This window comes from Streptomyces sp. NPDC048290, assembly GCF_040652095.1.
Taxonomy (GTDB): Bacteria; Actinomycetota; Actinomycetes; order Streptomycetales; family Streptomycetaceae; genus Streptomyces.
Genome location: NZ_JBEZLM010000049.1, coordinates 1 through 24687, shown reverse-complemented (window position 1 = coordinate 24687; position 24687 = coordinate 1). Strand labels below are relative to the sequence as shown.

Below are 24687 nucleotides of genomic sequence, written 5' to 3'. Positions count from 1 at the left end.
CACGACGTTCACACACCCAGCAAAACACCGTCAGCGAAGCAGCGAACGAAGAAGTCAACCACCCCACGACCACGCCGCACGGGTTAAAGATCAAGTTAGCGAGTCCCTTCAAACCAATGGCCGCCGGGCCATTCTGGCATCCAGTCCGTAGCCGTACGCCCCTCGAAGACTCCTACCAGCCAGCCGTCGATCGACTCATCGAACTCACACCAGTCGCCCCAGCTCCTACGGAAAGCCGAGGCTGTCCACTTGCCGTTTCCGCGGTCCTCAAGGAAGAGTTTGTCCCCCTCTATGGAATGACCCCAGTGAAGCATCCCGCCAAGATCGGGGAGTACCGGCCTCGGGATGGCCGGATGACCATCCCGCACAATCACTCATCCACTGGCCCTTTTCAACCATGAGCCTGGCTCCGAAAATGAACATGAAGTCCGAGATCAGCAGGTCCCCGTAGAGTGAGCACACCTCGACCACGGCTTCCGGAATTTCGATTCCCAGGTGATGCCCCGCCTCCTCGAAACCGTCACGCCCGTTGGCATCAGGGGGGACCCTCAAGAGCCCTTTCAACCGTGCGAGCGAAGCCACGATTTCTCCAATCACCAGTCCTGATCAGCACTCATATGTGACCTCAGCGATCCGGCCCCGCAGCAGCGCGGAGGCAGCCGCTCAGCTGCGAGCTGTCCGGCCGATCATTGACGGTGCGCGTCTGGCCGCTACTTGAGGTGCCTCAGCCCTCGTCGAAACCGAGGAAGGTCCCTGATTCGTCAGCAGCGTCGGCGAACTCCGCAAAGTCCATGTTGGCGATGCTCAGGTTGGCCGAGACATCAGGGAACCACTGAGCAGGGAGCCTGAACGTCCGCCCGGGCTCGTCGAAGAGGTCCACGGCCAGGAGCGAGTGAAGCGGATCCTCCATCGTGGCCGCGTCGGCCAGGAAGACGTGGATGATCTTGGCTTCTTCATGCGCAGCAGCCTCTTCATCCACCAATGCCCGGATCCCGACGCCGGCGAAGCGAAGCTCGCTGACATACGTGGCATGGCAGTACTCGTCGGCTGCGTCGAGCGCGGCTCGAACCGCGTCCGAGGCGTCGTCGTCACCGAAGTCGGTACGCAGCACCAGCGAGGTCAGATCATCGGGCTGAGGCAGAGACATCCCGTGATCCTCGCACCCGCCGCTGACATCGACCGTCGTACCCACTGCACCTGCGGAGCTCCTCCAACTGTCTGGCGATATCAAACACCCCCGCCAGGACAAAACGCTCTTCGAGAGCCGACGGCACCCTGGTCGAGCGCACCAGCCGCTTCGTCCTCCTGGTCCACCTCCCCGGCCGGAACACCGCTGAGGCGGTGCGGGATGGCGTGACCCAAGCCCTTCTGACAGTCCCGCCTCACCTCCGCAGGACCCTGACCTGGGACCAGGGCGTGGAGATGGCACACCACCGGGACATCGCGGAGGCGACCGGAGCCCAGGTCTACTTCTGCGACAGCGGGAGCCCGTGGCGGCGCGGCCTGAACGAGATGCGTCAACGGCCTCCTGCGCCAGTACATGCCGAAGTCCACGAACCTGTCGGTCCACTCCGCCGCCGACCTCGCCACCATCGCCGCGGACCTCAACACCGACCCCGCAAGGTGCTCGGATGGAGAACCCCACTCGATGTGTTCACCGGACTCACCGCCCTGGCTTCCTGAAGACGACCCTGTTCCCCCCGAAGCAACGACGAAATGGCAAATAGCTCTCTGTAATCAGAGTGACGCTTGGGGAGGGCTGGCGGGGCGGGGGCCGGGGACTTCGCTGGAGTGGAGGTTGGCGAAGTCGGCGTGCGCGGTCTCGGCGGCTTCGGGGTACGCCTCCCGTTTGGCGTGTTTGGCGAGTGCCCGGTAGCGGGTCCGGCCTCCGTGTCTATGCCCAGATGTACTCCTCGGCGATGGCACCGTCGCGCCACTTCGCGACGGTGACCATGCGCCCGCCGCCTTCGAACTCGCCGATGACGCAGGTCCACTCACCCGACCCGAAGGCAATGGGGTGAGAGGTGATCTGCGGCGGCGTGCCACCCGCCGATGCGACATAGGCCTTCATGGCGTCGATATGCTCCCGGACACCACGGGTGGGCGGCTGGCCCTTCCAGTCGACCAGGACATCGTCGGTGTGGTGGTGGGCAAACACACCGTCCCAGTCGGCCCTGTTCCATCCGGTGAAATCGAGATCGTCCATGCCCTTGAGATTGCGGCTGACCTGGTCATCCACCATCGGTCTCGCTCCATTCCTCGTCCGGTCCACACGGTTTCGCGCCGGTCTCCGCACGCGGTGCCCCCAGCGCTGCGAGCCTACGGGCGGCTCACGCGCAACGCATCCGCAGCGGGTCCGCGCCGGGCGGTCGACGGGCCGGGGCCCGGTCGTCCTTCTCTGACTACAGAGAGCTACTCGTCCCTTCGCGTAGCTTCGGGAGATACAGGGCCAAGACCGTCGGTGACCGGCCCGGGGACATGGCCTGCCCTCGTAATCGAACGCCGAGCAAGGCTCATCGACACCTGACGCCGACTTCCTCGTTGAGGTTACGTCCGCTCTTGTTGCCACGGCCCAAAGAATTCGCCCATGGACGACATCACTTCCCGGACACCCATGCTGCCACCGGAACAGGACACGGAACGGCGGTACGCGCTGGGTCTGAGACCGTCGCCGGGACAACTCCCGGCAGTCCTTGCGGCCTTGACGTGATGGTTGGCATGGGCATCCGCGCCACGGGCCTGGCGGGCGCGCCCACCACCGCGGACTGTACCGCCGTGCCGCACGCAGGATGCCGCCCACCACGCCGGGCTGCGGGCGCTTACTGACTTCAGCTGGTCAGGGTGATGTTGGATCGTCGAGGGTCAGGCCGGTGCCCGCTATGAAGCCTTCGAGGGTGTCGGGCCGGTACTGAAGTCGTTTGAGCCGGTTGCGGACGAGGGCCTCGAGCCGGTCGAGGGCGACCACGGCGAGGTTGGCCAGGCTGCGCTTGACGTGCGCCCATACCCAGTCGACGGGGTTGAGGTCGGGCGGGTAGGCGGGCAGCAGGAACACCGTCAGCCAGGCCTGTTCGGCGATCGGCTCACGCATGGCGTGGGAGACATGGGTGTTCAAGCGGTCCCATACCAGCACGATCGGCGCTTTGACGAGCTGATGGGTGCCGTCGATCAGCGCGATGAAGTCGCGTTCCCTCATGCTGCGGCGGTTGCCCTTGCCCGGGGGGTGGGTGCGCAGGCGGTGGCGCAGCCGGGTCCGGGAGCCGGGCCGCATGGCGATCAGCCCGGCCACGGAGAGCCGTCCCGAACGTCTTCCGCTCACCGTCACCCGCGGAGTCACTCCGCGTCGGCCCCAGGTGCGTCCTTTGGGCGGCCGGCGGGTGAAGCCTGCCTCGTCCTCGAAACAGACGTAGCCCCCGCAGGCCGCCCGGGCTCTTCTACCTCGTCCCAGGTCGCCTCCTTCCAGACGGTGACGGCCTGGTCGTCGCGCTCGGCGACCCGCCGAGCGGGAACCTGCGGGCTGAAGCCGGGCCGGTGCATCAGCCTCGTCGCGCCGGAGACGCTGTAGGAGGCGTGGAACTTCCTGCCGATCAGCGTCTCCAGCCCTCTCTGCACCATCGAGGGGCCCGAGCGAATCCTCGTCAGAGTGCAATCGGGAGCTCCTCGATCCAGCAGTCGACTGACTTCGCGGCGATGACGCTCTGTGCCTCCTCGGCATCGGCCCTGGTAACGAAAACACCCGCTCCGGAGACGACAGGCCCGTCTTTGCGGATCACCCGCGTCATGACGACGTAGACCCGACGGTGGCGTTCCCGGCGGATCGCGGTGTTCCCGTCACTCCTCAGTGCGTCGACGAGTTCCTGCGCCGAGGCGACGCCGAGGCCGGCGTCGACACCGGAGAGGGGCCGGCTGGGCCATATCGGTGCGGCGGGGTGGAAGTCGTTGAAGAAGCTCTGCTGCGTGCGGCCCAGGACTCCTTCCGTCCAGCCGACGGCCATGGCGACCACGTAGTCCGACTCGCCCCGGCTTTCCAGGACGAAGACACGATCCTCCCGGTCGAAGGACACGCTGGCGTACCCGGCCTTGACCTGCTCGCTCTCGGCAGCGGTCGCGCACCTGATCGCCAGGCCGCGGTAGTCGTCACGGATCTTCACCACGACGGCGGGTTTGAACAGCACGTCGATCGTTGTCCCGGGTTCGCCCGGCGTGCCGGGTCGGCCGATGCTCCGCATCAGGAGCTGGCCGTGACTCGCCGAGTAGGCCAGGAGGTGGAACCCGCGCCCGCTGCGGAAGAGCTCCTCGCCGGGGACGAGCTGGTGATCCTTGTTGAGCCAGGTGCTGTCCGTCATCCGCTTACGATCTCTGTCCCGCCCCACGCCGGTCAATGCCATTGCCCAGCTGAGGGAGCCGGCGCCGCCCACTATGGCGAAGCCATGCCGGTCGGACTGTACAGGCCTACGCGGTGCGCGGCCTGCGGCCGGACGTCTTCCCCGGGGATGCCTTCTTCGCGGCGGCCTTCTTCGCCGTCTTCCTGGCAGGCTGCCGGCGGCCCTTCGCCGGCAGCTCGTGCACGTCGGCGTCCTCACCGCGTGCTTCCCGCGCTTGCGGACCACATCCGCGCCTTCACAACGCAGCACGGTCACCAGTCTCCCGAAGGGGCGAGAGGCTCAGCCCGGAGAACGGGGCTGTCCAGGAGGATTCCGACGCCGTGATCACACCAGGCATACCAAGATCGTTTCATGGGGTGACCGGCGGCTCGGCCCACCTGTCAGCTGCCGCTCAGCGGAGACGTCCACGCGGGATCCTGCCAGGGTCTCCTTGTGAGGTGAGCCAGCAGATGCTCCGCCGCGGTGGACGCAGTGTCTTGAGGCGCGCCAGTTGTGCTCAGGGCAGCGACAAGCCCTGCCGATGCTGTTTCCGGCACGTCCGGGTCCGTGAGGAGGGGAAGCAGTAGCAGGAGGCGGGTGGCTGTGTCCTGGACGCCTTCGTCCGCAAGCGACGGGCTGTCAGCGATCCGGATCAGTTCGTGCCATGTCAGCCCACCGCCCGAGAAGTCTCCGTCCCAGCTGGCAATCGGCTCGGCGTAGCTTCTGCCTGGATGGGTGAGGAGGTAGTCGGTGCCGTAATCGCCATCTAGATTCCGGTAGATCACCACGGCTCCAGGGCCGCCTTCTGCCGGCACCCTGAACACCGGCCAGTGCTCAGGGTCGAAGAGAACCTCGGACAGGGCATCGACGTCGGCGCCATCCTCACCGAACCACTCCGGAACCGGGCGCTCGGCACACCCTCCGTCGCTGCACATCGCCAGGAGGTAGTTCGACCAGAAGCCCGGGCGGCCCAGCAGTGACTCGCCCGGCACCAACGGGCCGACGTCGTATCCCTTGATCAGCACCCCTCGATCCTGTCACCAGCCACTGACACGATCCGATCCAGGATCGGCAACGGGCGCCGTCCAGTTGCGGGACAGCCCTCAGGGACCAGGTGAGGTCGGCCCGGAGTCCCATTCGGTGGCACCGGCATCCGCAACTGCGGCGTCCGCCTCCACGTCGTCGAGCAACAGATCGACAGCGAAAGCCTCGACGGCCGTGACCTCTTCGGCATGCTCGCCACCCTCGCCGACCTCAACGCGCAGTTCGTCGCCGCGAACACCAACGACGGCCTCGCATCCGCCCGAGTCCGAGGCCGCATCGGCGGCCGTCCTCCCAAGCTCAACGACCACCAGATCCGGGACCTCATCCGGCAGCACGCCGACGGCATCCGCGTCCCCGCCCTGTCAAAGAAGTTCAAGGTCGCCCGGTCGACGGTCTATCGACTACTCAGCCTCGCCCACCTCGAAGATCATCCCAGTCGCCCTGGCCCCCTTGAGCTCCCGTCACCAGGCGGAAGTCACTCATCGAAGATCGGGAACATTTCGGCATAGGGATCCGGCTCCCCGGTCAAAGGGTCCAGTCCGGCGACCAGTCGGCGGCGCTGCTCGCGCCAGCTGACGAACGCTCCGGGACGTCCCCAGAGTGACGCGTCGCCGAGCGGGCATTCGTCGAACTCCGCGAGCATCATGCGCGTGAGGAACTTGACCATGCCGCAGTCGAAGATCGCCCACCGGGACTCGCCATAGGAGACCTGGCGACGCCATGTCACGACGGGCCATTTGTCCGGGTCTGCGTCGGTCGTCAGCCAAGCCATCTCGTTGGCGTTGCAGCCCGTCCCCCACGGCAGTACGTCCTCTGGGCCAGCGGATACTCCCGGCACGCCGCCCTCCTTCTCCCACACCCAGCGAAGCCCCTCGCTCATGCTTCCGATGTGGCAGTCGCTCAGATTGGGGACGTCAACGGGCAGCGGCGGGAGAATCACCAACTCCCCGATGTCGCCCACACCATACGTGTCCATGAACGACGTGTAGTCGCTCGGCAACCTCGTGCCCAACGCAGCTTCCGCCGCCGCCCAGTCGATACGCTCCTCGCCCCGGTGCTCTGGGGGAGCAATCCGCAGCAAAGCCTCTACATCGGGATGAACAGCCATGATTCAGACTCCTTGAGTGCGGCGGCCGCTCACCTTAGCCCGAGGCTCCGACAGCGTTGCCTTGTGGCGGACCAGGCTGACCGAGACGACGACCAGCATCCGCGCAGACACAGACCAGCGGCAACCGAACCCGAGACACTCGGCGGCAAACCCGCCTGAGCGACAACCGGATCTGGGACCAGTCAGGCTGTCTGGCCTCACATCTGGTTGCATCAGCCCAGTTCAAGCGCCATGCCACCGACAAAGATCAACTGAGACGGGACATTTACGGTCTGACTCTCGGGTTCGAGAGGCGGGCCGTGTCTCGTCACGGTCGACGGCCGTACCTGAGGCGACCCCGGTGGTGTGGACACACTGACAATGGATCTTGCAGATCTGAGGAAGGGTGTCCTGGTGGGACGGAAGTCTCCGTATCCGGCGGAATTCAGGAACGATGCCGTCGCGCTGTACCGCGCGGCGGGCGGGAAGCGCGCGTATGCGGCGGTCGCGGCGGACGTCGGGGTGACTGGCGAGACGCTGCGGAGCTGGGTGTGCCAGGCCGACGGGCACGCTGGTCGCGGTCACAGCCACGGTGGGCAGAACGTGGAGGGCCGGGACGAGGAACTGGCCCGGCTGGGAGCCGAGAACGGTCGGCTGCGCAAGGCGGAGGAGGAGTGGGAGCTCGAGCGGGAGATCCTGCGCCGGGCGGCGGCCTGTTTCGCCAGGGAGATGAAGTGAGGACCCGCCGCTGGGACTTCGTCTCCGTCCACGCCACGGCCTTTGGCGTTCAGCGGATATGCCGAGTCCTTGAGGTCTCGTGCTCCGGGTACTACCGGTGGCTCGCCGACGTGAAGGTGCGCGAAGAGCGGCAGGCCGCCGGGGACGGGCTTGTTGCGGAGATCCGCGAGATACATACCGCGTACAAGGGAACCTGCGGGGTCCGCCGCGTCCACGCCGAACTGCGGGGCTTCGGGCACACCGTCAACCGCTAGCGAGACGAGCGGTTGATGCGCCTCAACGGCATCGAGGGCCGGCACCTGCGGCGCCGCAAGCGCACCACCGTCCCGGACCGGCTCACACCGCCCGCCCCGGACCTGGTCCAGCGCCAGTTCACCGCCACCCGCCCGGACGAGAAGTGGTGCGGCGACATCACATACGTGCAGGTCGGCGGGACGTGACTGTATCTCGCCTGCGTCATCGACATCTGCTCGCGCCGGGTACTCGGCTACTCGATGGCCACTCACATGCGCGCCGAACTGGTCATCGACGCCCTGACGATGGCGGTCGCGACCCGCGGCGGCAACGCCACCGGAGTGATCTTCCACGCGGACAGGGGTTCGCCATACACGTCGGCCGCGTTCGCGCAGGTCTGTGACGGTTTCGGGATCCGCAGGAGCATGGGCCGTGTCGGCTCGAGCTACGACAACGCCCTCGCCGAGTCGTTCTGGCAGGGGCTCAAGAGAGAGACGATGCACCAGAGGCTGTTCTCGACGGTGCGCCAGGCGAGACTGGAGATCTTCCAGTGGCTCACCTACTACAACGCCAGACGGCGCCACAGCGCCCTCAACTACGTCTCGCCGGCCGAGTTCGAACAGCAGCACCAGCGCGGACGTAAACTCACACTCGCAGCATAAACCCCTGTGTCCACACTCCGGGGGACACCTCAGGGTCGCATGTCCACGAACGCGGGACATACAACTCGCGGTCCACCGCTGCGTGCCCGCGGCGGCCCGCGTAGACAAGGTAGACGGCGACCTGCGGTTTTCGATCCGCCCCGCGGTGCCGGTGTACTGGGGCTGGACCCCTACCGTGGAAGTCCCCTTCTTCAGGTCGCCGGTCTCGTCAACCACGAGGGCCGCCTCGTCGTGGTGGAGGTTTTCCACGACGTAGTCGCGAATGTCGTCCCGGACGGCGTCCGCGTCCCAGGAGGCACGGCCCAGCGTGTGCTGCATGCCGTAGGGGCTGGCCTCTCCGGCCCACTCAGCGATCGTCCAGCAGTTCTTGCGCGGAAGATCTGACAGGAGTCTGAGCACCAGTCGTGCCGTCCGTCGCCGCGGTTCGACTCGCGCGAACCGGCCCGCCAAGCGCCCCATCAGACCGTCGGAGGCTTCCGTCCAGGGAGCGGGATCTATGCTGTGGCCCGCGGCCACTGTCTCATCGTCAGTGCACACAGCCTTCGATGATCAACGATGGCCGCAATCAGTGGCCTCGGGTAGCCCGGGTAATGTCGGTGGCAACTGCTACGAATGTCGGCATGACCGACGACGAGATCATCTATAGGCTCCGGGAGCAGGATGCGGCTGGTGAGTTGCCGCCGCCTGCGTCACCCGAGGCTGTGGCCGAGCTTGAGGCCGTGGTGGGGCATCCGATGCCGCCGCTCCTCAGGCGGATCTATCTCGAAGTCGCCGACGGTGGGTTCGGCCGCTGGGGGGGGGGAGGCTTTGTCCCTCACGGATACGACCTACAGCTTCAGCGACAGCGATCGGTTGCTGGAGGAGTACTTGGGCTGGCGGGGACGCCCCAGCTACCCGCCGTCGGTTGTACCGCTGTTGACGTGGGGCTGTGCGATCTGGTCCCTCGTTGACTACAGCACGCCAGAAGGCCGCATGTGGGGTTGGGATCCCAACGCCCGATGCCCTGAACACGGACACGCTCTGTTCCCCGAAGACTTCACACTGGCCGAGCGACTCTGCGGGTGGCTGGACGGACGTTCGGACTTTCCGAAGGCGCCCGCTGGTCCGTACTGCCCAGAGTGCTGAAACTGCGGCACTGCCGTGCACCTACACCCCGGTGGCGACTCTGCCAGGCATCCATGAGCGACTGGCAGGTCAGCCGAAGCGACCAACGCAACGACCAAGACCCCGATCTACAGCTGGAGTATCAGTTGGGGGTAGTGAGGTTGAGAGACGGCCGAGAGAGGCTGGCGCCGTGGTGCTATGGCGGTCGATCGTGGGCGTTGACAGTACGACGAACGGTGCTTCTGATGCCGCTCGCGGTGCCAGAACCGAGTGTCGATGTCATTGGCTTGCGGTGGGAGGGGGCGAGGTTCGTGTTCGTCGCCAGCGAAGGTGGTCGTGGGCCGCGGCTGTTGCTGCCATGGTGGGCTGATGAATACGACACCGGATGGACGGCCTGTCCCACCCGCGCATGCTGAGGAGCGCGCCATGCTGGAGGCATGGCTGGACTTTCACCGTGCGACTCTTGCCCTGAAGTGTTCGGGCCTCAAAGATGATCAATTACGGCTTGCTGCCGTGTCACCCTCGTCGGTGACGCTGCTCGGTCTCGTTCAGCATCTGGCTGAGGTGGAGCGCAACTGGTTCCAGCGTGTATTCGCAGGTGAAGATGTGCCGCCAGTCTTCGGGGGGAACAATGTGGACGGCTATGCACTGCAGCCGGACCGAGGGCTCGACGAGGCGATGGCTGTCTGGCAGGCCGAGGTCGTCCGAGGCCGTGAGCTGATCGCGGAAGCGTCGCTGGACGACTCCGGCCGCCTGTCTGAACAGGAAGCGGGATTCGTCGGTGATCAGGGGGTCTCCCTGCGCTGGATTATGGTGCACATGATCGAGGAATACGCGCGTCACAACGGTCATGCCGATCTCATCCGCGAGCAGATCGACGGAGTCACCGGCGCCTGAGACAGGCTTGCGGGGTCGCAGGTACCGCGCAAGCAACCGGCTCCGGATCTCGGCCGGCGGAGTTCTGCTCGGCCAGGGCCTTGGTGCGGGCGAGGCGGCAGGGCTCCTTGCCGGTCTGGATGGTGGCGCCGTTGAAGGTGAGCGGGTCGGCGATCGCCGCGCGGAGCCGCGGGTCGGTGAACGTCTTCGTCCACCCGGAAACGACTCGCTGGAGGCCTTGGCGGCGGTGTTCTTCTCCTCGCGTTCGGTGAGCACCTGGAACAGCAGCTTGACGCCACGGCGGTCGAGGGCCGTGAAGCCGAGTTCGTCGCTACATAAAAGATCGACAAGGCCATAGCGGGTGATCGCCTTGGACAACTGCTTCTCGTCGGCGGCCTCGACGAACTCGTTGACGGGCTTGGTCGCCAGCATGTAGCGGACCCTGAAGCCCTGCATGGCGGCATCGGTGCTAAGGGGTAAGAGCAGGTGGGACGTGCCGCTGCCGGAGTCACCGATCAGGCAGAGCGGTTCGCTCTTCCTGATCACGGAACAGACCCTGCGTGTGCCTGCCCCGGCTGTGCCGGCGTCGCTGGGGGCGGGCCTGGTGGTCGCGCCTGCCGATGCTGATGGCGCCGGGCGGCCTGTTCTGCACCGGGGGAGTGCCGGCGGCTTCGGCTTCCCTTCCCGCGGCTCATGCTCGCTGTCCGTCGGCTATCCGACGGATCTCGATCACCGTGGCCTGCTGCGTGAGTATCTCCGCAGCCGAGGTGTCAGGTGGGCTTTGACGTGCGGTGCGAGCGGGCTGCGGTCCGGCACGGTTTCAACCTGCGCCACCCTCTGCAGTCGGTGCCGACCGCCAGCAGTTCACCGTCGCCACTGATAGGCGCCTGCTGAGATTTCCAGGACTTCGCTCGGCCACTGATGGCGCACCAGTTCAAGGAGTCGACGCTGCTGGTCGATCCATCCGTCGTCAAGTTTGATGGGGAGGGAGACGGAGGCAGATGAGGCTCCCAGATCCTCTACGCGGACAACTGCAGACCCGTGGTCTTCGTCGTGCGGCTGGATTCTGATCTCGGGGCTGTGATCGTTGTCCTTCCAGCAGATTTCCTGGCCGGCTGCAAGGCTGTCCAGCGCCCGGGACCAGTCCTCCAGGTCTGAGGGGATCAGGGACATGGCCAGGCGGCCGGTGACGAAGCTGCTCGTGACGAGTACCTCCGCGTCGAGCCGATCGTGAAGATGCAGCAGGCCCGGTGACCTGCGCCCCAACACGTGCACCTGGAAGCTGTTGTCACCGTCCGAGAGGCTGATCAATTCCACTGCTCTTCCTCTACTGCTCCGACCACCGACTACATATCAGGGACCATGCTCGTCAACCAGATCCTCCGACACAACCTTGTTCCTACCCGACGGGGATCGGTGGGCTCGAGAGGGGGCCAGTCGCTTCCGGGCCGGTGGCAGGGCCGAGTGTTCGTTCTGATGCCGGACTGTTCTTGCGAGTGGGCGCCGTTGTCCCAGCCGGCCTTCGAGCACTTTCCCTCGCCCGCACGGGAGCACAAGCCGAACGCGCCGGCCGACGGCCTGCGGCAGCCGGGCTGAACGGGGGCTCCGGGTCCCGTTGCGGGCAGCGGGGCTACTCTGGGGCTGTCGGCGGGCGGCAGCAGGAGTCCGCCGCCAAAGGGGGGATCGGGCATGGCTCTTGGGATGATTCCGGATCGCGAGGGGCGGGAAGTTGCCTTCGAGCCCCTTCTCGACACCCTGCTGGCACTGTTCAGTCCGTCCTGGGTGTTGCCGGAGCTGATGGCCGGTGAGCACCCGTATCATCGCTGCGAGGTCAAGCGCTGGGAGAGCTGGGGAAACGTCGGCAACAAGTACCGCTGGCTCAGAAAGGCCCGCCTGCCGGAGCAGCGCGAAGCAGTCCGAGCCCTGCTTGCGTGACAGGTACGAGGGCAGAGCCCGACAGCCTCAGTGCGACAGGGTTCCCGATCGGCCTGGCTTCCACGGGGGACTGGGCGGTAGAGGTGTCAGCTCAGCCGTCATGCTCGTCAACCACACTGCCCGTGGTCGCCCCAAGACCGTGCTGTGGTTGGTGGTGGTGCTTCCACGGGCAGCAGGTTCCAGCCGAGGTGTGCCGTCAGGAACGTGGCGGTCTCATCGGTATCGGTGGACTCCGCAGGGAGATCATCCGGCCGGGGCTGGTAGAGCCCGATCAGTTCATCCCGCAGCCGAGCATCCAGAATCGGTGCTTGGTAGCAGTCGATGGTTCCTCGATAGAACAGCCAGTCGAAGATCCGGACAGCGGGGCAGCGGCCGGACTGCGGCATTTCCCCCAGATGCTCGTCCTGCCAGGAGCCGGCATAGGTGTAGTCCGCCTGATTCAGTGCTGCGTCGAGACCCGGAGCGGGGAGTTCCCTCAGGTTCCAGTAACTGCGGGCTTCGGCTTCAGGCAGGGCTTCCGGGAATGCGGCAAGCCAGAGAGGATATTCGAACACAGAAGCAGCTTGACAGACCGGTTCACCTGAGCCGGTCTCTCGGCGAGGCCTGCCAGACGACTGCGGGCCCGTGAAGCCCGACTGGGACAGTGCTGCGTGCGCCGAGGCGTGCCTGCTCGCGCTGCCCTGCGCGCACCGGCCCGGATTCCGGCCGGATCACCTTCGCAGCAGCCTGGCTGGTGGCTGTACTGTGCCGCCCAGGCGCAAGGACACTGCCAGGGGCCAGGGGGGCACATGAACACAGGCACGGGCGCGGTCGGTCGGCTCGGGCCGGGCGGCTCGTCACGGGGCGGTCTCCGTCAGGGCGTACGTCACCTCGGTGCCATGCATCTGAGCGGTGCGATCTTGCTGCTCACGTATCTGATCCCTCCGGTCTGGGCTCTCGACGCCTACGGCGCGGCGCCGGCCGGCGACCCCTCGGCAGACGCGCCGTTCGCGGTCGTCGCTTGGGTGTTGTTCTACTGCGTGGGCTTTCATGTGCTCGTGCAGGTCCCTTCCGGGCTTGTGGGCACGAGACTGGGCCGTAACCGTGGTGGGCTGATTACCTACGCTGCGGCCCTGGCGGTCGCGGGAGTTCTCACCGCCTCGGTCCTGCTGGTGGCCCTGCGTGTGGAGGATGCCGGTGTGTTCATGCAGTTGTGGGCTGACGCGATGGTGCGTGGCTCGCTGGGGCTTGCGGGCTATGTGTGGACGACTGGGCGGTCGCGGGGGACCACCATGACGTGAGGTCCCACACGGTTGGGCTGATCGACGAGACAGAGAGCTACTGAGCGGACAGCATCTTCCCGTGTGAGGGGCGGGCAGCAGCCGTTGTATGCGGCAGCGTGACGTACCAGCGCGCCGACGCTTGTGGCGCCGCGACGACGGCGCGGTCGGTCGCGCCGGTCTGGAGTGGAAGGACACCAGCCGGACCGGTTCTTGATGGGTCATTGCGTGATGTCCGGTGATGTGGTGACGTGCGTGCCCATGCGGGTGCCCCGGCTCACCTGGGGCGCCGCGCCGTCCGCTGCGGTGTCTGACCGCTGCTCAGTAGGTCAACTCATGTGGGGACTCTGTCGCCCGGACTGCCGGATGGCCCCGTATTCGGCTGCTCGAGGTTGACATGGGTGCCGGGCAGCTCTGGTCCCGCGGAATCCCGGTCGCTGCCACCCGTCCATGACGGCGATCTGGACGGCCGGACCCGGACCGCCTGGCCGGGAAGCGGTGAGCCGGCATCCGGGTGATGGACCAGACCCCACCCCCCCCGTCACCCAAGACGCTGATCTGCGGACAGCAGCCCCGGTGGCGTGGAGGTCCGCAGCCTGCAAGGCGGCTGTCCTCACTGTGCTGCGCCGGAGTCGGCCGCCGTTTCCCTGACGTGGGTGATCAGCACTCGCGCAACCCGTTGATCGGGACCAGGGTGTCCAACGTTGGCATCTGTGGGTTCTGCGAGTTCCTGAGCCGACGCCGACGCCTGGCTGCTTAGATCTGGAGCCGGATTGCTTGTCGTTGGGTTTCGGCATCGCGACGTGACCGAGGAGTGCATGAATGCTGGTGAGAGCAGGGGCACCTTCTCGGGCTCGGGGCTCGTTCGTGCGTGCGGAGCCGCCCCCGTTTGTGGCAGGGTGTCGGCATGTTGATCAGAAAGGGCGATGCCGCGTAGGCGCCCGAGGGCCGTCCGTGCTGAGCGGTGGCGGCCTCGCAGGCACGTTGTGGTTCGGCGGATCCGGGGCGTTTCCGCGAGGACTCGTGCAGCTGTCCGCCGGGTCGAGGATGAGCGGATGTGTCCTGGCGCGGTTGCTGACGCGCTCGCCCGTTTCGAGTGGGCGTTCAGGCAACCCGGCCGTTATCTGAACGCGCCGCAGGTCTGGCAGCCGGGACTTGAGGTGGAGTATGCCCGCGATGATCTGGAAGAGGTCCTGCTTCACCTCCCTCGCGGTGCCCGGCGCGATCTCGGCCGGCTGGTGGCGCGTATCGACGATGAGTTCGAGCGTCGCACTCTGCCGAACCCCGGTCCGGTGAACGCGTTCACGGTGGGCGGCTGGTGGTGGTCAAGGATCCGTGAGCGCTGAGGATGCTCGTGCAACCGTGTGCGCCGCCCGGGTGTTTGCGGCCATCCCGCGGGGATAGGGTCGTTGCCCTGTCCGAGGCACTGCTGAACTCTTCGGCTTGATGTCGGGTGGTGACGGGTCTTGATCCCTGCGGTGACAGCGGCCACCGGGGGATTCCTCACGTACGGCCAGTTACGGATGTAACGGTGGGTGACTGCTGTCGGCTGGACGTCAGCTGTGGGCCCGTGGTCGGTTCTCCGGCTGGCGTCTCCCGGCTTGGGTCAGTGCGTCCTCGGCTTGGGCGGCCAAGGTGGTGACGAGGCCGGCTGCGGACGGTAGATCCGTGACGAGGTCGACTGCCTCGCCCGCCCGGACCGGCATTGGAGGAATCGCCCCTCGTGACACGTCGTCCTGGTAGGCCTGGCGGGCCGGCAGGTCGCGGGCCAGCTCTGCTTCCCGGCCGCGCCATCGGTCGAGGTAGGGGTGGCGAGTGTGCGGGCCGTGTACTTCTCGGTCGGCCAACGTGCGCCGCGGGCGATGTCCAGCACGCTGTTGCGTTCGGTGTCCTGTCCGCGTCCTTCGATGATGGCCTTGCTGACGGAGGGGTCGACCAAGGCCTCGGTCGTGGCCTGGAAGCGGGTGCCGATGAGAGCTCCGGCGGCGCCCAGGGCCAGTGCCGCAGCGACGCCTCGGCCGTCGGCGATCCCGCCGGCCGCCAGGACGGGTACCGGTGCCGCGAGGTCCACTACAAGCGGCACGAACGGCAGGGTGGACCGCCCGCGGCGGGCGCCGTGCCCACCACTCTCGGTTCCCTGCGCCACGATCACGTCGGCGCCCAGGTCCACGGCCCGCCTGGCCTCGTCCAGATCGGTGACCTGAACCATCACAACCGCGCCCGACTCGCGGATTCGACCGACGAACGGGCCCGGGTCCCCGAAGGAGAGCATCACCGCCGCGGGCTGGAACTCCAACGCTCGCTCCACCGCGCCGACATCGACCGCCCAGGTCAGAAAGCCAGCACCCCACGGCTGATCGGTGCCCTTGGCCACGATCGCCAGCTCCCGTGCCAGCCACTCGCGATCCCCGTACGCACCGCCCACCAGCCCGAGGCCGCCCGCTCGGGAGACGGCCGCCGCCAACGCACCCCCGGCCGCACCGCCCATCGGCGCCAGCACGATCGGGTGCCGGACGCCCAACAGCTTCGTCAACTCCGTCGTCAATGCCATGACTCTCATGATCTCTGCTGCCTCGACGGGCGGGGAAGGGATCGGGGAACGCGCCTCGACGTGCACCACATCGAACTGCCGACCCGCACGGCGCATACGTGTTGTGACAACCGCGGCCAGATGGTTCCCCATCAACTGGCCGCCAGCGGGGAATCCGAACTGGCCATTACCACTGCGGTACGCCGGAGTCATGCGATACGTGCAGGTTGGTGGGTTGACTGCCGGGGGGCAGCGGTTCAGGGAAGAGGTCCGGCGGGAGGCCGGCGAGCGGTCTGCCCGCGGTACAGGACAGCGGTGACAGCGCGGGATCTGTGGGTCGGTGAGGGGTCGGTGGAAAGGTGGCGGTGAGCGTGGCGGGAAGGGGGGCATCGGGGTACTCGCGTCCAAAGGGCCGGCCGAGTTGTCCGGACTCCCGGATGCCCAGTTCACCGTGCTGGAGCGGGAACCGGTGCTCGGGCCGGCGGGCCACGGCTGGGAGGGCCAGCGGTGGACCGTGGTGCGGATCAGGGAGGTGATCGCCCGGACCTTCGGCATTGCCTGTTCGGCGGCGGGGGTCTGGTGGCTGGTGTACCGGGGGGGTGTGTCTTGTGCGGGGGTGTTGGCTGGCTGTGCCCGCCGTCCGTGTGGAGCGGGACGGCGGGCACGGGGTTTCTTGTGTGTCCGGCCGGGTCGGGTATGTGGGATGCGGTCGCGGGTGTGTTTCACGCGGCCTTGTCCAGCGCCGCCCTGTCCTGGGCGGCTCTGTCGTGGGCCGCTGTTTTCTGGGCTGCTGTGTCCAGGGTGATGCTGTCTGTGTGGTGTTGGGGTGGGGTGGGTGGGCCGGTCGTGGTCTGTCGTTGGTCGTGGTGGTGGTCGGTTGTGGTGTGTGGTGGGTCGTGGCGGGGCCACAGGAGGAGGGCTCCGGTGGTGCCCGTCGCGGCGAGGACGGCGAGGAGGGTCCAGGTGGGGGTGAGGCCGGTGTTCGTGCCGAGCCAGCCCGCGATGGGGTAGGTGATCAGCCAGGCCAGGTGGGAGAGGGAGAACTGGGCGGCGAATGCTGTGGGGAGTGTGTCGGGTGGGACGGAGGCGCGCAGTACGTTGCCGGTGGGGGTGATGACGAGTGCGGTGCCGGTGCCGATGACGGTCCAGACGATGGCTGTGGCGGTCCAGGTGGCTGTGCCGGTGGCGGTGAGGGTGGCGGCGGCGGTGGTGGCGGCGGTGAGGACTGCGGCGCCGGCCGTCATGACGGTGCGGGCGGGGATGCGGTCGAGGATGCGGGGGAGTGCGAGGGCGGCGAGGAGGGTTCCGGTGCCGGAGGCGGCGAGCATCCGGGCGACGTCCGACTGGGAGCCGCCGAGTCCGTCGCGGACGTGGTTGACGGTGTTGACGACGACGATGGATCCGGCCGCGGCGACGACGAGGTTGAGTGCCATGACGCCGCGCAGGCGTGGTGTGGTGAGGAAGGTCCTGATGCCGGCGGCCGCGTTGTCGCGTGCTCTGGTGTGGCCGGTGGGGCGGGCGTCGGGGATGCGGGTGGACAGGACGAGCAGGGCGGAGAGGAGGAATCCGGCGGAGGTGCCCAGGAAGAGCCGGTCGAAGGTCATGAAGGTGAGTGCGAGTGCGGCGAGGACGGGGCTGAGCAGGCTCTCCATGGTGTAGGCGACCTGGGAGGCGGACAGGGCGCGGGTGTAGGAGGCGGGGTCGGTGACGATGTCGGGGATGACGGCCTGGAAGGTCGGGGTGAACGCCGCCGAGGATGCCTGGAGCAGGCCGATGAGGAGGTAGATGTGCCAGACGTCGGTGACGAAGGGCAGGGCGAGGACCACTGCGGCGCGGGCGGCGTCGAGGAGGACGAGGAGGGTTCGTCTGGGGAAGCGGTCGGCGTGGGCGGCGGCGAGGGGGGCTATGACGACGTACATGACCATCTTGATGGTCAGGGCGGTGCCGAGGACCGTGCCGGCGTCGGGGCCGGCGAGGTCGTAGGCGAGCAGTCCGAGGGCGACGGTGGCCAGTCCGGTGCCGAACAGGGCGATGACCTGGGCGCTGAACAGGAGGCGGTAGTCGCGGATGGCGAACAGGCGCATGGCGGGGTTCCTTTTCGTGTCCATGCGGCGGGGCGCGGCCCCGGGGCGGCGGCCGTGCCCGGCGGGTACAGGCGGGTGTCTGTCTAGGCATCGCCGTCGCCTCCCGGGGTGAGGCCGGCGAGCAGGTTGAAGGAGCCGGTGAGGATGTTGAGTGCGACGATGCCGGCGACGTCGGCGATCGCGCGGTCGCTGTGGCCGTGCGCGCGCAGTGCGCCGATCTGTTCGTCGGTGATCGATGTGGGCTCGCGGTACAGCTGGAGGGCGAGGGTGATGATGGCCGCGGTGGCGGGGTCGGCCGAGGTGCCCTCGCGGGCCCGGTCGATCTCCTGCTGGTCCACTCCCAGGGCCTGGGCGGCGCTGATGTGGGCGTCGAGGCAGAGCCCGCAGCCCTGCCGGGTCTGGAGGGCGATCGAGATCCGCTCGCTGATCCGGCGGTCGAGCTTGGCGCGTCTCATGGCGCGGCTGAGCTGGAGGTAGCCGCCCAGGACGGCGGGCGAGTGGGCCATCGTGGAGACCATGTCGCCGGGCCGGCCGTGACGTGAGGCCAGTTCGGCGAGGAGGTCCCGCGAGGCACCGACCGCCGTGTCGGGCGTGAGCCTGGTGAGACGGGGCATGACGGTCCTTCCGGTGCGGGTATGTGCGGGGGGCGGTGGCGGGGCACGCCGGGCCGTGGGCCTCCTGGCCGCGCCCTGTGCCGCGCAGGCAGGTCGATGGGGTTCACGCGGTCAGTGGTGGCCGTGGTGGTGGCTGTTGTGCGCGGGGGCGGCGGGCGGGGTGGTCCGCAGGGTGAACTCGGCGGTCCGGACGGTGTCGTCGTGCTGGAAGTCGAGGTAGAGGCGGTATGTGCCGCCCGTCGGCGCGACCGCTGTGAAGGTGATCTCCGGTCCCGGTTCGGTGGTGCCGTCGCCGGGCCCGCCCTCCGGGTGGACGTGGAGGTAGCCGAGGTCGCCCGCGCGCAGGGCCACGAGGTGTCCGTAGGCGCCCAGGTAGGGCTGGAGGTCGGTGACCGGTCGGCCGTCCCTGCTGACGGTGAGGGTGAGGTTGCCTGCCGCGCCGGGCAGCAGTTCGCCGTCGAGGGTGACGGTGTACTCATCCGGATGCGCGGTGCGGGTGTCCCCGGGGAGCGGCTGGGGGTCGTACGGGCCGGCGACCGCGGCGTCGGCGCCCAGGGTGAGGGTCCCGTCGTGTCCGGCCGGGCGGATGTCGGCGAGGATCCGCCAGTCGCCCGGTGTCAGGGTCAGCCCGGCGCTCCACACGCCGTTCCCGTCGCGTACGGGGTGGACGTGCTGGAAGCCGGTGGTGTCGCGGCGGACGGCGATGAGGTGCAGTTCCTTCTCGTGCCCGGTCTCGTACGCGGTGACCGGCAGGCCGTCGGGACCGGTGATCCGGAAGGAGAGTGTCTGCGCTCCGGCGGGAAGGACCGTCGTGTCGAGTTCGAGGGTGTAGCCGCTCTCGGAGACGGACAGTCCGCCGGGGCGGCCTCCGCCGTGTCCGGTGTGGGCGCCGTGGCCGGTCGTGTGGTGGCCGGAGGTGCTGTTCATCGTGTCTCCACCTTGGGTGATGCGTCGTGTGACGTGGTCCGTGTCCCGGACATCCGCCACAACTATATACCCCGGGGGGGTATTCCGGCCCGGGGGATTTTCCTGCACGGCGCGCCGCCCGCGCGGAGTCCGCCCGCGGGTGCGGGGCCGGGCCCGGAGGGGGCGGGTCGGCCGGGGTCGGAGGGGCGGGGCGGCCGGGGCCGGGGCGGTCCCGCGGCGCGGACCCGGCCCCCGCGGGGGAGGGGGATGGGGCCGGCGTGATGCGGCTCACATACCCCCGGGGGGAATCAAACGGGAAGGCGGCTGGTTGCCGGAACCAGAAAAAGCAACGCTCGTACACTTTTCTGGATGGTCATCATGTCGTCACCCACCACGCCGTCCCCGGGAGCCGGCCGGCACCTGGGGCTGGCCCTCACCGTCATCGCCTCGGCGCAGCTGATGGTCGTGCTCGACGGCACGATCACCAACATCGCCCTGCCGAGCCTCAAGGAGGACCTGGACATCCCGGCCTCCGGGCTCGCCTGGGTCGTCAACTCCTACGTTCTGGCCTTCGGCGGCCTCCTGCTGCTCGGCGGCCGTATCGGCGACCTGTTCGGGCGGCGCCGGACGTTCCGGCTCGGCATCGCCCTGTTCACCCTGGCGTCGCTGCTCGGCGGCTTCGCGACCGGCCAGGAACTGCTGATCGCCGCACGCGTGCTCCAGGGTGTGGGGGCGGCCGTGGCGGCCCCGACCGCGCTGTCACTGATCGCCACGACCTTCCCCGAGGGTGCGCCACGGAACAGGGCGATGGGGGTGTACGCCGGCATGTCCGGCATCGGGGCGACCGCCGGGCTGCTGCTCGGCGGCGTACTCACCGAGTACCTGGACTGGCGCTGGGTGTTCTTCGTGAACGTCCCGGTCGGCCTCGCGGTCCTGCTCGGCACCAGGGTCCTCGCCGAGAGCGGGCGGGTGCGCGGGCGCCTCGACGTGCCCGGCGCGGCGACCGGGACCGCCGGTCTCGTCTCCCTTGTCTACGCCATCACCCGGGGTGGTGAGCACGGCTGGACGAACGGCGGCACCCTGGCGCTCCTCGGCGCCGCCGCCGTCCTCCTGGCCGCCTTCGTGTTCCTCCAGAGCAGGGCCGAGGCGCCGATGATGCCGCTGCGCCTGCTGGCCGACCGGAACCGGGCCGGCTCGTACGTGACGATGCTGTTCATCGGCGCCGGCATGTTCGCGATGTTCTACTTCCTCTCCCTCTACATGCAGCAGGTGCTCGGCTTCAACGCGCTGGAGACCGGTCTGGCCTACATTCCGTTCAGCCTCGGCATGGGCATGGCCACGAGCGCCGGTTCGAAGCTGGTGGCCAGGTTCGCGCCGCGCACCCTGACGGTTCCGGGCCTGGCGCTGGCCGCCGCGGGCATGCTGTGGTTCGCCACGATGACCCCGGACTCCTCCTACTGGGGCCACCTGATGCCAGCCATGTTCCTCGCCTCGGCCGGCCTGGGGACCGCTTTCCTCCCGGTGACCCTCGGCGCGGTCTCCGGCGTCGGCCACCAGGACGCCGGCATCGCGTCGGCGCTCCTCAACACCGCCCAGCAGATCGGCGGGGCGATCGGCCTGGCCGTCCTGGCGACGGTCTCCACGGCCAGGGCCGACGCCAGGATGCCCGACGCGGACGGCGCCTACCGCCAGGCGCTGGCCACGAAGGACACCGGCCTCCTCGAACGTGCCGCGAGCGCACTGACCGACGGCCACACCGCAGCCCTGGCGGGCTCGGGGATCCTGATGATCGCAGGGCTCGCCGTGGCCGCCCTCGCCGTCGACGCCAAGCGCCCCACGCCGACTGCGGACGGCCGGCCGGCCCCCGTGCACATGGGCTGACATGCGCGGACGGCCGGGCCCGGGGAACCCCCCGGCCCGGCCGTCCGCGTACGATCACCACCCCGGCCACCCGAGGAACGAGGAACACCGCCATGCCGGAGAAGACCCGCAAGGGCGAGCGCACCCGCGACCGCATCCTGGAAGCGGCCCGCCGGGAATTCGCCCGGCACGGCTACGAACGCGCCACCGTCCGGGGCATCGCGGCAGCCGCCGGAGCCGACAAGTCCTCGGTCATCAAGTACTTCGGCACCAAGCAGCAGCTCTTCCGCGAAGCGGTGCGGTGGCAGGCCGCGTTCGACGTGTCCGAGGTGGAGGTCTCCGACCAGCAGGGCGCGGAGTACCTCCGCACCATGCTCGCGGACTTCGCCGGGCCACGGCACGACCCGATGTTCGCCCTGCTGCGCGCCGCGATGACCAACGAGGAAGCCGCACAGCTCCTGCGCGAGAAGGCCACCACGGGCGCGGTGGACCCGCTGGCCGAGGCCATGGACGGCCCGGACGCCCACCTGCGGGCGGCCCTGGTCTCGGCGGCGCTGTTCGGGATCGCGGTGCAGCGGGAGATGCTGAGGATGCCCTATCTCGCCGAAGCGGACCTGGAGGACGTCCTGCGGCTCTCCGGCCCGATGCTGCGCCAGCTGCTGGAGCCGCCGGCAGGCCGGGACCGCCCGCCCGCTTCCTGACCGCCGGCCCCCGCCACGGCTTCTGCCGGATCTCACCACGGTGTGAGCGGTGGCCTGGCCGGATGGCCCCGGCGGCCCGACGCGGACGTGCACGAGCCGCGGCGTGCACCCGGATCGGCCGCTCCGCGGGGCGCCGCGGCGCCCCCGCCTCCCGACCGCCGTCCGCCGACCGGCGTCCGCTTTTACGGTGATGTCGCCGCTGTCTCCGCAGGGGGCAGATGGACGGCTCTTCCTCGTCCGTGCCCGTCCGCTTCGCCGTAGCGCCGGCGGGACGGGCGGCGGCGCCGTCCGCGGACCTCGTCCTCGCGGGCTGAGGGCGGCAACGCTCCAGAACGGCCGTCTCGACGGCCGTCTTGTCGCCCGGCAGCCGGCCGCATCGCCCCGTATGTGACGCCGCGGGTCCGCGGCATCGGCACGAAGCGGCGCCGTTGTGGGGGTGTCGTGCCGGAAGGCCCGGCCGCTGGCTCTGGAGAGCACGCTGGGTCTGCGGGGTGGGAATGGGGTGCGCCGGGGAGTGTTCGACGAGGGGGCTGCGTGGCCGTCGCCGGCGTCCAGGGCCTCGGTGGCGGAGCCCTGGACGCCGGCGACGGTGTCGGCAAGGAGGCCGGGGACAGTGAGGCTCTGGAGGGTCGGGAAGGCGGTGGGGCCGGACCCGATGCGTCGGCCGGGGCGGCGGCGGATCATGCGGGGGAGCGGTCGCTGCCACCGGGCCGGACCCGTCGCCGCCGTGGCATGCGACGGCGGGGCGGGAAGCGGCGTCCTCCTCCTCGCGGATCGGTCGCGGAGGATGAAGTCGGCGTCGGCTCCTCCTACATGGAGGCTGCCGTCGAAGACGGGCCCGCAGACGCGCTGCGCGGCGGGCAGTTGCCGTAGGCTGTCGAAGGGGCCGGGATGTGCGGCCAACCTCATCTGCTGGCGGATGTCATCGACGATGTAGGGCGGTACAACATCGACGATTTCATCCAGCGTTGCGCCTGGCAGGCTGGAGCCCAGGCTGTTGCCGCGTATCCATCCCACGTGGCGGAAGATCGCTTCGAAGCTCGAGGCGACGTGGCACAGCCGCACCAGACGGTCCTCCGCCTCGGAGTCGAACGCCAGCGGCTGGCCGTCGCTGCTTTCGTACTGGAAGCTCCTATAGATCGTCAAGCGGCTTGCTTGACCTGTTCAGTGGTGATGCGGGGACGGGGTAGGTGTCGGTAGACCTCGCGGGCTACGAACCGTTTCAGGCAGCGGATGATGTCCTTCCTGGTCATGCCTTCGGCGGTGCGCCGGGCGACGTACTCCCGTGTTCGTTGGTCGTAGCGCATCCGGACCAGGACGATGGTGTGGAGGGCTTTGTTGGCCTGGCGGTCGCCGCCGCGGTTGAGGCGGTGCCGGTTTGTGCGGCCCGAGGAGGCCGGGACTGGGGCGGCTCCGCAGAGGTGAGCGAAGGACGCTTCCGACTTCAGGCGGTCGGGGTTGTCGCCCGCACTGGTCAGCAGTTGGCCCGCGGTCTCCGGGCCGATGCCGGGAAGCGCGACGAGCCGTGGGGCGGCCTGGGTGACCAGCGGGCCGATCTCCTTGTCCGCGTCCGTGATCTCCTCGCAGAGCAGCTGATAACGACGGGCGAGCCGCCGTAGCGTGACCCTGGCCGCGCAAGCCGGATCGGCGAGATCACCGGCCGGACGGGACCGGGCCAGGGTGTCGATCAGCTCGCCGGTGGCCAGGCCACGCAGCTTCTCGCGCATCGCGGCGGGTGCAGTAACGATCAGGGTGCGGATCTGGTTGATGGTCTGAGTGCGAGCCTTGACCGCCGAGCCGCGGGCCACTCGCAGAGTGCGGATGGCCTCCACGATCCCGTTGCGGGCCTTCGGTGTCCCGGTGGCGCGGCCGGACAGTACGGCGGTCGCGGCCGCGTAGGCGTCGACTGGATCGGACTTGCCGTTGTCCCGCCTGGCTTTGCGGTCGGGCCGGTCGACCTCGACGATGGTGACGCCGTTCGCGGTCAGGAGGCGAGCGATTTCGGCCCCGTAGGTGCCGGTGCCTTCCAGACCGACGGCGAGGAGTTCGCCGTGGGACCGTAGCCACTCCAGCAGCCGCTGGTAGCCGTCGGGGGTGGTCTCAAACGACTCGGTGGCCAGGTGCCGGCCGATCGTGTCGATCACTGCGGCCTGGTGGGCATCGGTGTGGGTGTCGATGCCACCGATGACCGTTATCTCGTCTGCTGCCATGCTGGAGCCTGCTGTCCTTCTGTACGACGCGTGAGGGATGGCACGCGCCGGTCGGGCAGATGGACGAGACAGTGATGGGACCTTTGGCCGGGCTCCTATGAAGTCACAGATGCCCGACCGGCCACGCGCACGGTGGCTCCGCCCAGCAGGCCGACGCTTCCAATCACGGACAGTCGAAACGCCAGTCAGTTCTTGAGTCAGACCCTCGGGCGGAGCCACAGCAATCATCACTGTCCAGTTCTTTCAGTAACACCGCGCCCGCTGCCTGCACCGTGCTGATCACGTCAGGAGCCGGCCTGAGCTGAACCGGATTTTGTAGCGGCCCTGAAGCCAGGCATGATCGCCTCGGCAGATGGGAGAACAGGTCCGATGCCTGCACCACGGAAGTACCCTGACGAGCTGCGTGAGCGAGCCGTCCGCGAAGTCCAGACCTCCGGTCGTCCGGTCGCCCATGTCGCGAAGGACCTGGGCATCCATAAGGA

At 68.4% G+C, this 24687-nt stretch carries 23 protein-coding genes and 6 pseudogenes; 12 read left to right on the top strand and 17 right to left on the bottom strand.

Translation table 11 applies throughout. The features are described from left to right. Positions 1-724: 724 nt before the first annotated feature. Positions 725-1147, bottom strand: a complete 423-nt coding sequence (locus AB0D49_RS41105) for a hypothetical protein (RefSeq protein WP_362769166.1) — start codon at positions 1145-1147, stop codon at positions 725-727. Between the two features lie 110 nt (positions 1148-1257). On the opposite strand from AB0D49_RS41105, the pseudogene AB0D49_RS41100 reads away from it, so the two are divergent. Continuing rightward, positions 1258-1683 (top strand): annotated as a pseudogene (locus AB0D49_RS41100) (IS30 family transposase); the annotation flags it as partial. Between the two features lie 211 nt (positions 1684-1894). On the opposite strand, the gene AB0D49_RS41095 reads toward AB0D49_RS41100, so the two are convergent. From AB0D49_RS41095 to AB0D49_RS41070, 6 genes and pseudogenes are all read right to left on the bottom strand, one after another. After that, on the bottom strand, positions 1895-2242 hold the full coding sequence (locus AB0D49_RS41095) for a hypothetical protein (protein WP_362769164.1): 348 nt from the start codon (positions 2240-2242) through the stop codon (positions 1895-1897). A 594-nt stretch (positions 2243-2836) separates the two neighbouring features. After that, on the bottom strand, positions 2837-3445 hold the full coding sequence (locus tag AB0D49_RS41090; RefSeq protein ID WP_362769172.1) for a transposase: 609 nt from the start codon (positions 3443-3445) through the stop codon (positions 2837-2839). Next, positions 3331-3591, bottom strand: a pseudogene (locus tag AB0D49_RS41085) (winged helix-turn-helix domain-containing protein); the annotation flags it as partial. The pseudogene AB0D49_RS41085 and the gene AB0D49_RS41090, both read right to left, overlap by 115 nt. 44 nt (positions 3592-3635) lie before the next feature. Further along, the gene (locus tag AB0D49_RS41080) at positions 3636-4343 is read right to left on the bottom strand and encodes a hypothetical protein (RefSeq protein ID WP_362769175.1); all 708 of its coding nucleotides are present in this window, start codon (positions 4341-4343) and stop codon (positions 3636-3638) included. Positions 4344-4595: 252 nt separating this feature from the next. Further along, positions 4596-4719 (bottom strand): annotated as a pseudogene (locus AB0D49_RS41075) (IS5/IS1182 family transposase); the annotation flags it as partial. Positions 4720-4762: 43 nt separating this feature from the next. Then, the gene (locus AB0D49_RS41070) at positions 4763-5386 is read right to left on the bottom strand and encodes a hypothetical protein (RefSeq protein ID WP_362769161.1); all 624 of its coding nucleotides are present in this window, start codon (positions 5384-5386) and stop codon (positions 4763-4765) included. A 126-nt stretch (positions 5387-5512) separates the two neighbouring features. On the opposite strand from AB0D49_RS41070, the gene AB0D49_RS41065 reads away from it, so the two are divergent. Then, positions 5513-5914, top strand: coding sequence for a helix-turn-helix domain-containing protein (locus AB0D49_RS41065; protein WP_362769169.1), 402 nt, complete (start codon positions 5513-5515; stop codon positions 5912-5914). Here AB0D49_RS41065 and AB0D49_RS41060 read toward each other — a convergent pair. Further along, on the bottom strand, positions 5881-6513 hold the full coding sequence (locus tag AB0D49_RS41060) for a hypothetical protein (RefSeq protein ID WP_362769158.1): 633 nt from the start codon (positions 6511-6513) through the stop codon (positions 5881-5883). The genes AB0D49_RS41065 and AB0D49_RS41060 overlap by 34 nt on opposite strands. A 393-nt stretch (positions 6514-6906) precedes the next feature. On the opposite strand from AB0D49_RS41060, the pseudogene AB0D49_RS41055 reads away from it, so the two are divergent. Further along, a pseudogene (locus tag AB0D49_RS41055) lies at positions 6907-8126 on the top strand (IS3 family transposase). Between the two features lie 28 nt (positions 8127-8154). On the opposite strand, the pseudogene AB0D49_RS41050 reads toward AB0D49_RS41055, so the two are convergent. Further along, positions 8155-8585, bottom strand: a pseudogene (locus AB0D49_RS41050) (transposase); the annotation flags it as partial. 161 nt (positions 8586-8746) lie between these two features. Here AB0D49_RS41050 and AB0D49_RS41045 point away from each other — a divergent pair. Both AB0D49_RS41045 and AB0D49_RS41040 read left to right on the top strand, forming a co-directional pair. Beyond that, positions 8747-9076, top strand: a complete 330-nt coding sequence (locus AB0D49_RS41045) for a hypothetical protein (protein WP_362769156.1) — start codon at positions 8747-8749, stop codon at positions 9074-9076. 523 nt (positions 9077-9599) lie between these two features. Next, positions 9600-10127, top strand: a complete 528-nt coding sequence (locus AB0D49_RS41040) for a DinB family protein (protein WP_362769153.1) — start codon at positions 9600-9602, stop codon at positions 10125-10127. Positions 10128-10179: 52 nt separating this feature from the next. Here the strand turns inward: AB0D49_RS41040 and AB0D49_RS41035 are convergent. Both AB0D49_RS41035 and AB0D49_RS41030 read right to left on the bottom strand, forming a co-directional pair. Beyond that, positions 10180-10649, bottom strand: a pseudogene (locus AB0D49_RS41035) (ATP-binding protein); the annotation flags it as partial. Between the two features lie 321 nt (positions 10650-10970). Continuing rightward, entirely contained in the window at positions 10971-11423 is a 453-nt protein-coding gene (locus AB0D49_RS41030) for a DUF5959 family protein (protein ID WP_362769150.1), read from the bottom strand. Between the two features lie 372 nt (positions 11424-11795). On the opposite strand from AB0D49_RS41030, the gene AB0D49_RS41025 reads away from it, so the two are divergent. Further along, positions 11796-12041, top strand: coding sequence for a hypothetical protein (locus AB0D49_RS41025; protein ID WP_362769147.1), 246 nt, complete (start codon positions 11796-11798; stop codon positions 12039-12041). A 107-nt stretch (positions 12042-12148) separates the two neighbouring features. Here AB0D49_RS41025 and AB0D49_RS41020 read toward each other — a convergent pair whose 3' ends face one another. After that, positions 12149-12595, bottom strand: coding sequence for a hypothetical protein (locus tag AB0D49_RS41020; protein ID WP_362769144.1), 447 nt, complete (start codon positions 12593-12595; stop codon positions 12149-12151). 324 nt (positions 12596-12919) lie between these two features. Here AB0D49_RS41020 and AB0D49_RS41015 point away from each other — a divergent pair, with 324 nt between their 5' ends. Continuing rightward, entirely contained in the window at positions 12920-13321 is a 402-nt protein-coding gene (locus AB0D49_RS41015) for a hypothetical protein (RefSeq protein ID WP_362769141.1), read from the top strand. Positions 13322-14355: 1034 nt separating this feature from the next. Next, the gene (locus tag AB0D49_RS41010; RefSeq protein WP_362769139.1) at positions 14356-14646 is read left to right on the top strand and encodes a hypothetical protein; all 291 of its coding nucleotides are present in this window, start codon (positions 14356-14358) and stop codon (positions 14644-14646) included. A 260-nt stretch (positions 14647-14906) separates the two neighbouring features. Here AB0D49_RS41010 and AB0D49_RS41005 read toward each other — a convergent pair whose 3' ends face one another. Further along, positions 14907-15851 (bottom strand): nitronate monooxygenase, encoded by a 945-nt coding sequence (locus AB0D49_RS41005; protein WP_362769136.1) that lies wholly within the window; start codon positions 15849-15851, stop codon positions 14907-14909. 319 nt (positions 15852-16170) lie between these two features. On the opposite strand from AB0D49_RS41005, the gene AB0D49_RS41000 reads away from it, so the two are divergent. Beyond that, complete coding sequence (locus tag AB0D49_RS41000; RefSeq protein ID WP_362769134.1) at positions 16171-16635, top strand: winged helix-turn-helix domain-containing protein; 465 nt, start codon at positions 16171-16173, stop codon at positions 16633-16635. Here the strand turns inward: AB0D49_RS41000 and AB0D49_RS40995 are convergent. From AB0D49_RS40995 to AB0D49_RS40985, 3 genes are all read right to left on the bottom strand, one after another. Next, complete coding sequence (locus AB0D49_RS40995; protein WP_362769132.1) at positions 16553-17914, bottom strand: MFS transporter; 1362 nt, start codon at positions 17912-17914, stop codon at positions 16553-16555. The two genes, AB0D49_RS41000 and AB0D49_RS40995, sit on opposite strands and share 83 nt — an antisense overlap. A gap of 83 nt (positions 17915-17997) precedes the next feature. Beyond that, entirely contained in the window at positions 17998-18528 is a 531-nt protein-coding gene (locus tag AB0D49_RS40990; RefSeq protein WP_362769129.1) for a carboxymuconolactone decarboxylase family protein, read from the bottom strand. Between the two features lie 111 nt (positions 18529-18639). After that, on the bottom strand, positions 18640-19455 hold the full coding sequence (locus AB0D49_RS40985) for a hypothetical protein (RefSeq protein ID WP_362769126.1): 816 nt from the start codon (positions 19453-19455) through the stop codon (positions 18640-18642). Positions 19456-19803: 348 nt separating this feature from the next. On the opposite strand from AB0D49_RS40985, the gene AB0D49_RS40980 reads away from it, so the two are divergent. Beyond that, positions 19804-21315, top strand: a complete 1512-nt coding sequence (locus AB0D49_RS40980) for an MFS transporter (RefSeq protein ID WP_362769124.1) — start codon at positions 19804-19806, stop codon at positions 21313-21315. 92 nt (positions 21316-21407) lie between these two features. Beyond that, on the top strand, positions 21408-21995 hold the full coding sequence (locus tag AB0D49_RS40975; protein WP_362769122.1) for a TetR family transcriptional regulator: 588 nt from the start codon (positions 21408-21410) through the stop codon (positions 21993-21995). A gap of 1142 nt (positions 21996-23137) precedes the next feature. Here the strand turns inward: AB0D49_RS40975 and AB0D49_RS40970 are convergent. Continuing rightward, positions 23138-24205: an IS110 family transposase gene (locus AB0D49_RS40970; RefSeq protein WP_362769120.1), complete on the bottom strand. Its 1068-nt coding sequence runs from the start codon at positions 24203-24205 to the stop codon at positions 23138-23140. A gap of 336 nt (positions 24206-24541) precedes the next feature. On the opposite strand from AB0D49_RS40970, the gene AB0D49_RS40965 reads away from it, so the two are divergent. Then, positions 24542-24687, top strand: a 146-nt coding sequence (locus AB0D49_RS40965) for a transposase (protein WP_362761802.1), incomplete at its 3' end; no start/stop codon positions are given.

Excerpts from the sequence above, each read along its gene's own strand:
- AB0D49_RS41015 (WP_362769141.1), top strand. The coding sequence starts at position 12,920 with ATGCATCTGAGCGGTGCGATCTTGCTGCTCACGTATCTGATCCCTCCG.
- AB0D49_RS41040 (WP_362769153.1), top strand. The coding sequence starts at position 9,600 with ATGAATACGACACCGGATGGACGGCCTGTCCCACCCGCGCATGCTGAG.
- AB0D49_RS40990 (WP_362769129.1), bottom strand. The coding sequence starts at position 18,528 with ATGCCCCGTCTCACCAGGCTCACGCCCGACACGGCGGTCGGTGCCTCG.
- AB0D49_RS41060 (WP_362769158.1), bottom strand. The coding sequence starts at position 6,513 with ATGGCTGTTCATCCCGATGTAGAGGCTTTGCTGCGGATTGCTCCCCCA.
- AB0D49_RS41010 (WP_362769139.1), top strand. The coding sequence starts at position 14,356 with ATGTGTCCTGGCGCGGTTGCTGACGCGCTCGCCCGTTTCGAGTGGGCG.
- AB0D49_RS41095 (WP_362769164.1), bottom strand. The coding sequence starts at position 2,242 with ATGGTGGATGACCAGGTCAGCCGCAATCTCAAGGGCATGGACGATCTC.
- AB0D49_RS41005 (WP_362769136.1), bottom strand. The coding sequence starts at position 15,851 with ATGGCATTGACGACGGAGTTGACGAAGCTGTTGGGCGTCCGGCACCCG.
- AB0D49_RS41080 (WP_362769175.1), bottom strand. The coding sequence starts at position 4,343 with ATGACGGACAGCACCTGGCTCAACAAGGATCACCAGCTCGTCCCCGGC.
- AB0D49_RS40995 (WP_362769132.1), bottom strand. The coding sequence starts at position 17,914 with ATGCGCCTGTTCGCCATCCGCGACTACCGCCTCCTGTTCAGCGCCCAG.
- AB0D49_RS40985 (WP_362769126.1), bottom strand. The coding sequence starts at position 19,455 with ATGAACAGCACCTCCGGCCACCACACGACCGGCCACGGCGCCCACACC.
- AB0D49_RS40975 (WP_362769122.1), top strand. The coding sequence starts at position 21,408 with ATGCCGGAGAAGACCCGCAAGGGCGAGCGCACCCGCGACCGCATCCTG.
- AB0D49_RS40980 (WP_362769124.1), top strand. The coding sequence starts at position 19,804 with ATGGTCATCATGTCGTCACCCACCACGCCGTCCCCGGGAGCCGGCCGG.
- AB0D49_RS40970 (WP_362769120.1), bottom strand. The coding sequence starts at position 24,205 with ATGGCAGCAGACGAGATAACGGTCATCGGTGGCATCGACACCCACACC.
- AB0D49_RS41045 (WP_362769156.1), top strand. The coding sequence starts at position 8,747 with ATGACCGACGACGAGATCATCTATAGGCTCCGGGAGCAGGATGCGGCT.
- AB0D49_RS41025 (WP_362769147.1), top strand. The coding sequence starts at position 11,796 with ATGGCTCTTGGGATGATTCCGGATCGCGAGGGGCGGGAAGTTGCCTTC.
- AB0D49_RS41105 (WP_362769166.1), bottom strand. The coding sequence starts at position 1,147 with ATGTCTCTGCCTCAGCCCGATGATCTGACCTCGCTGGTGCTGCGTACC.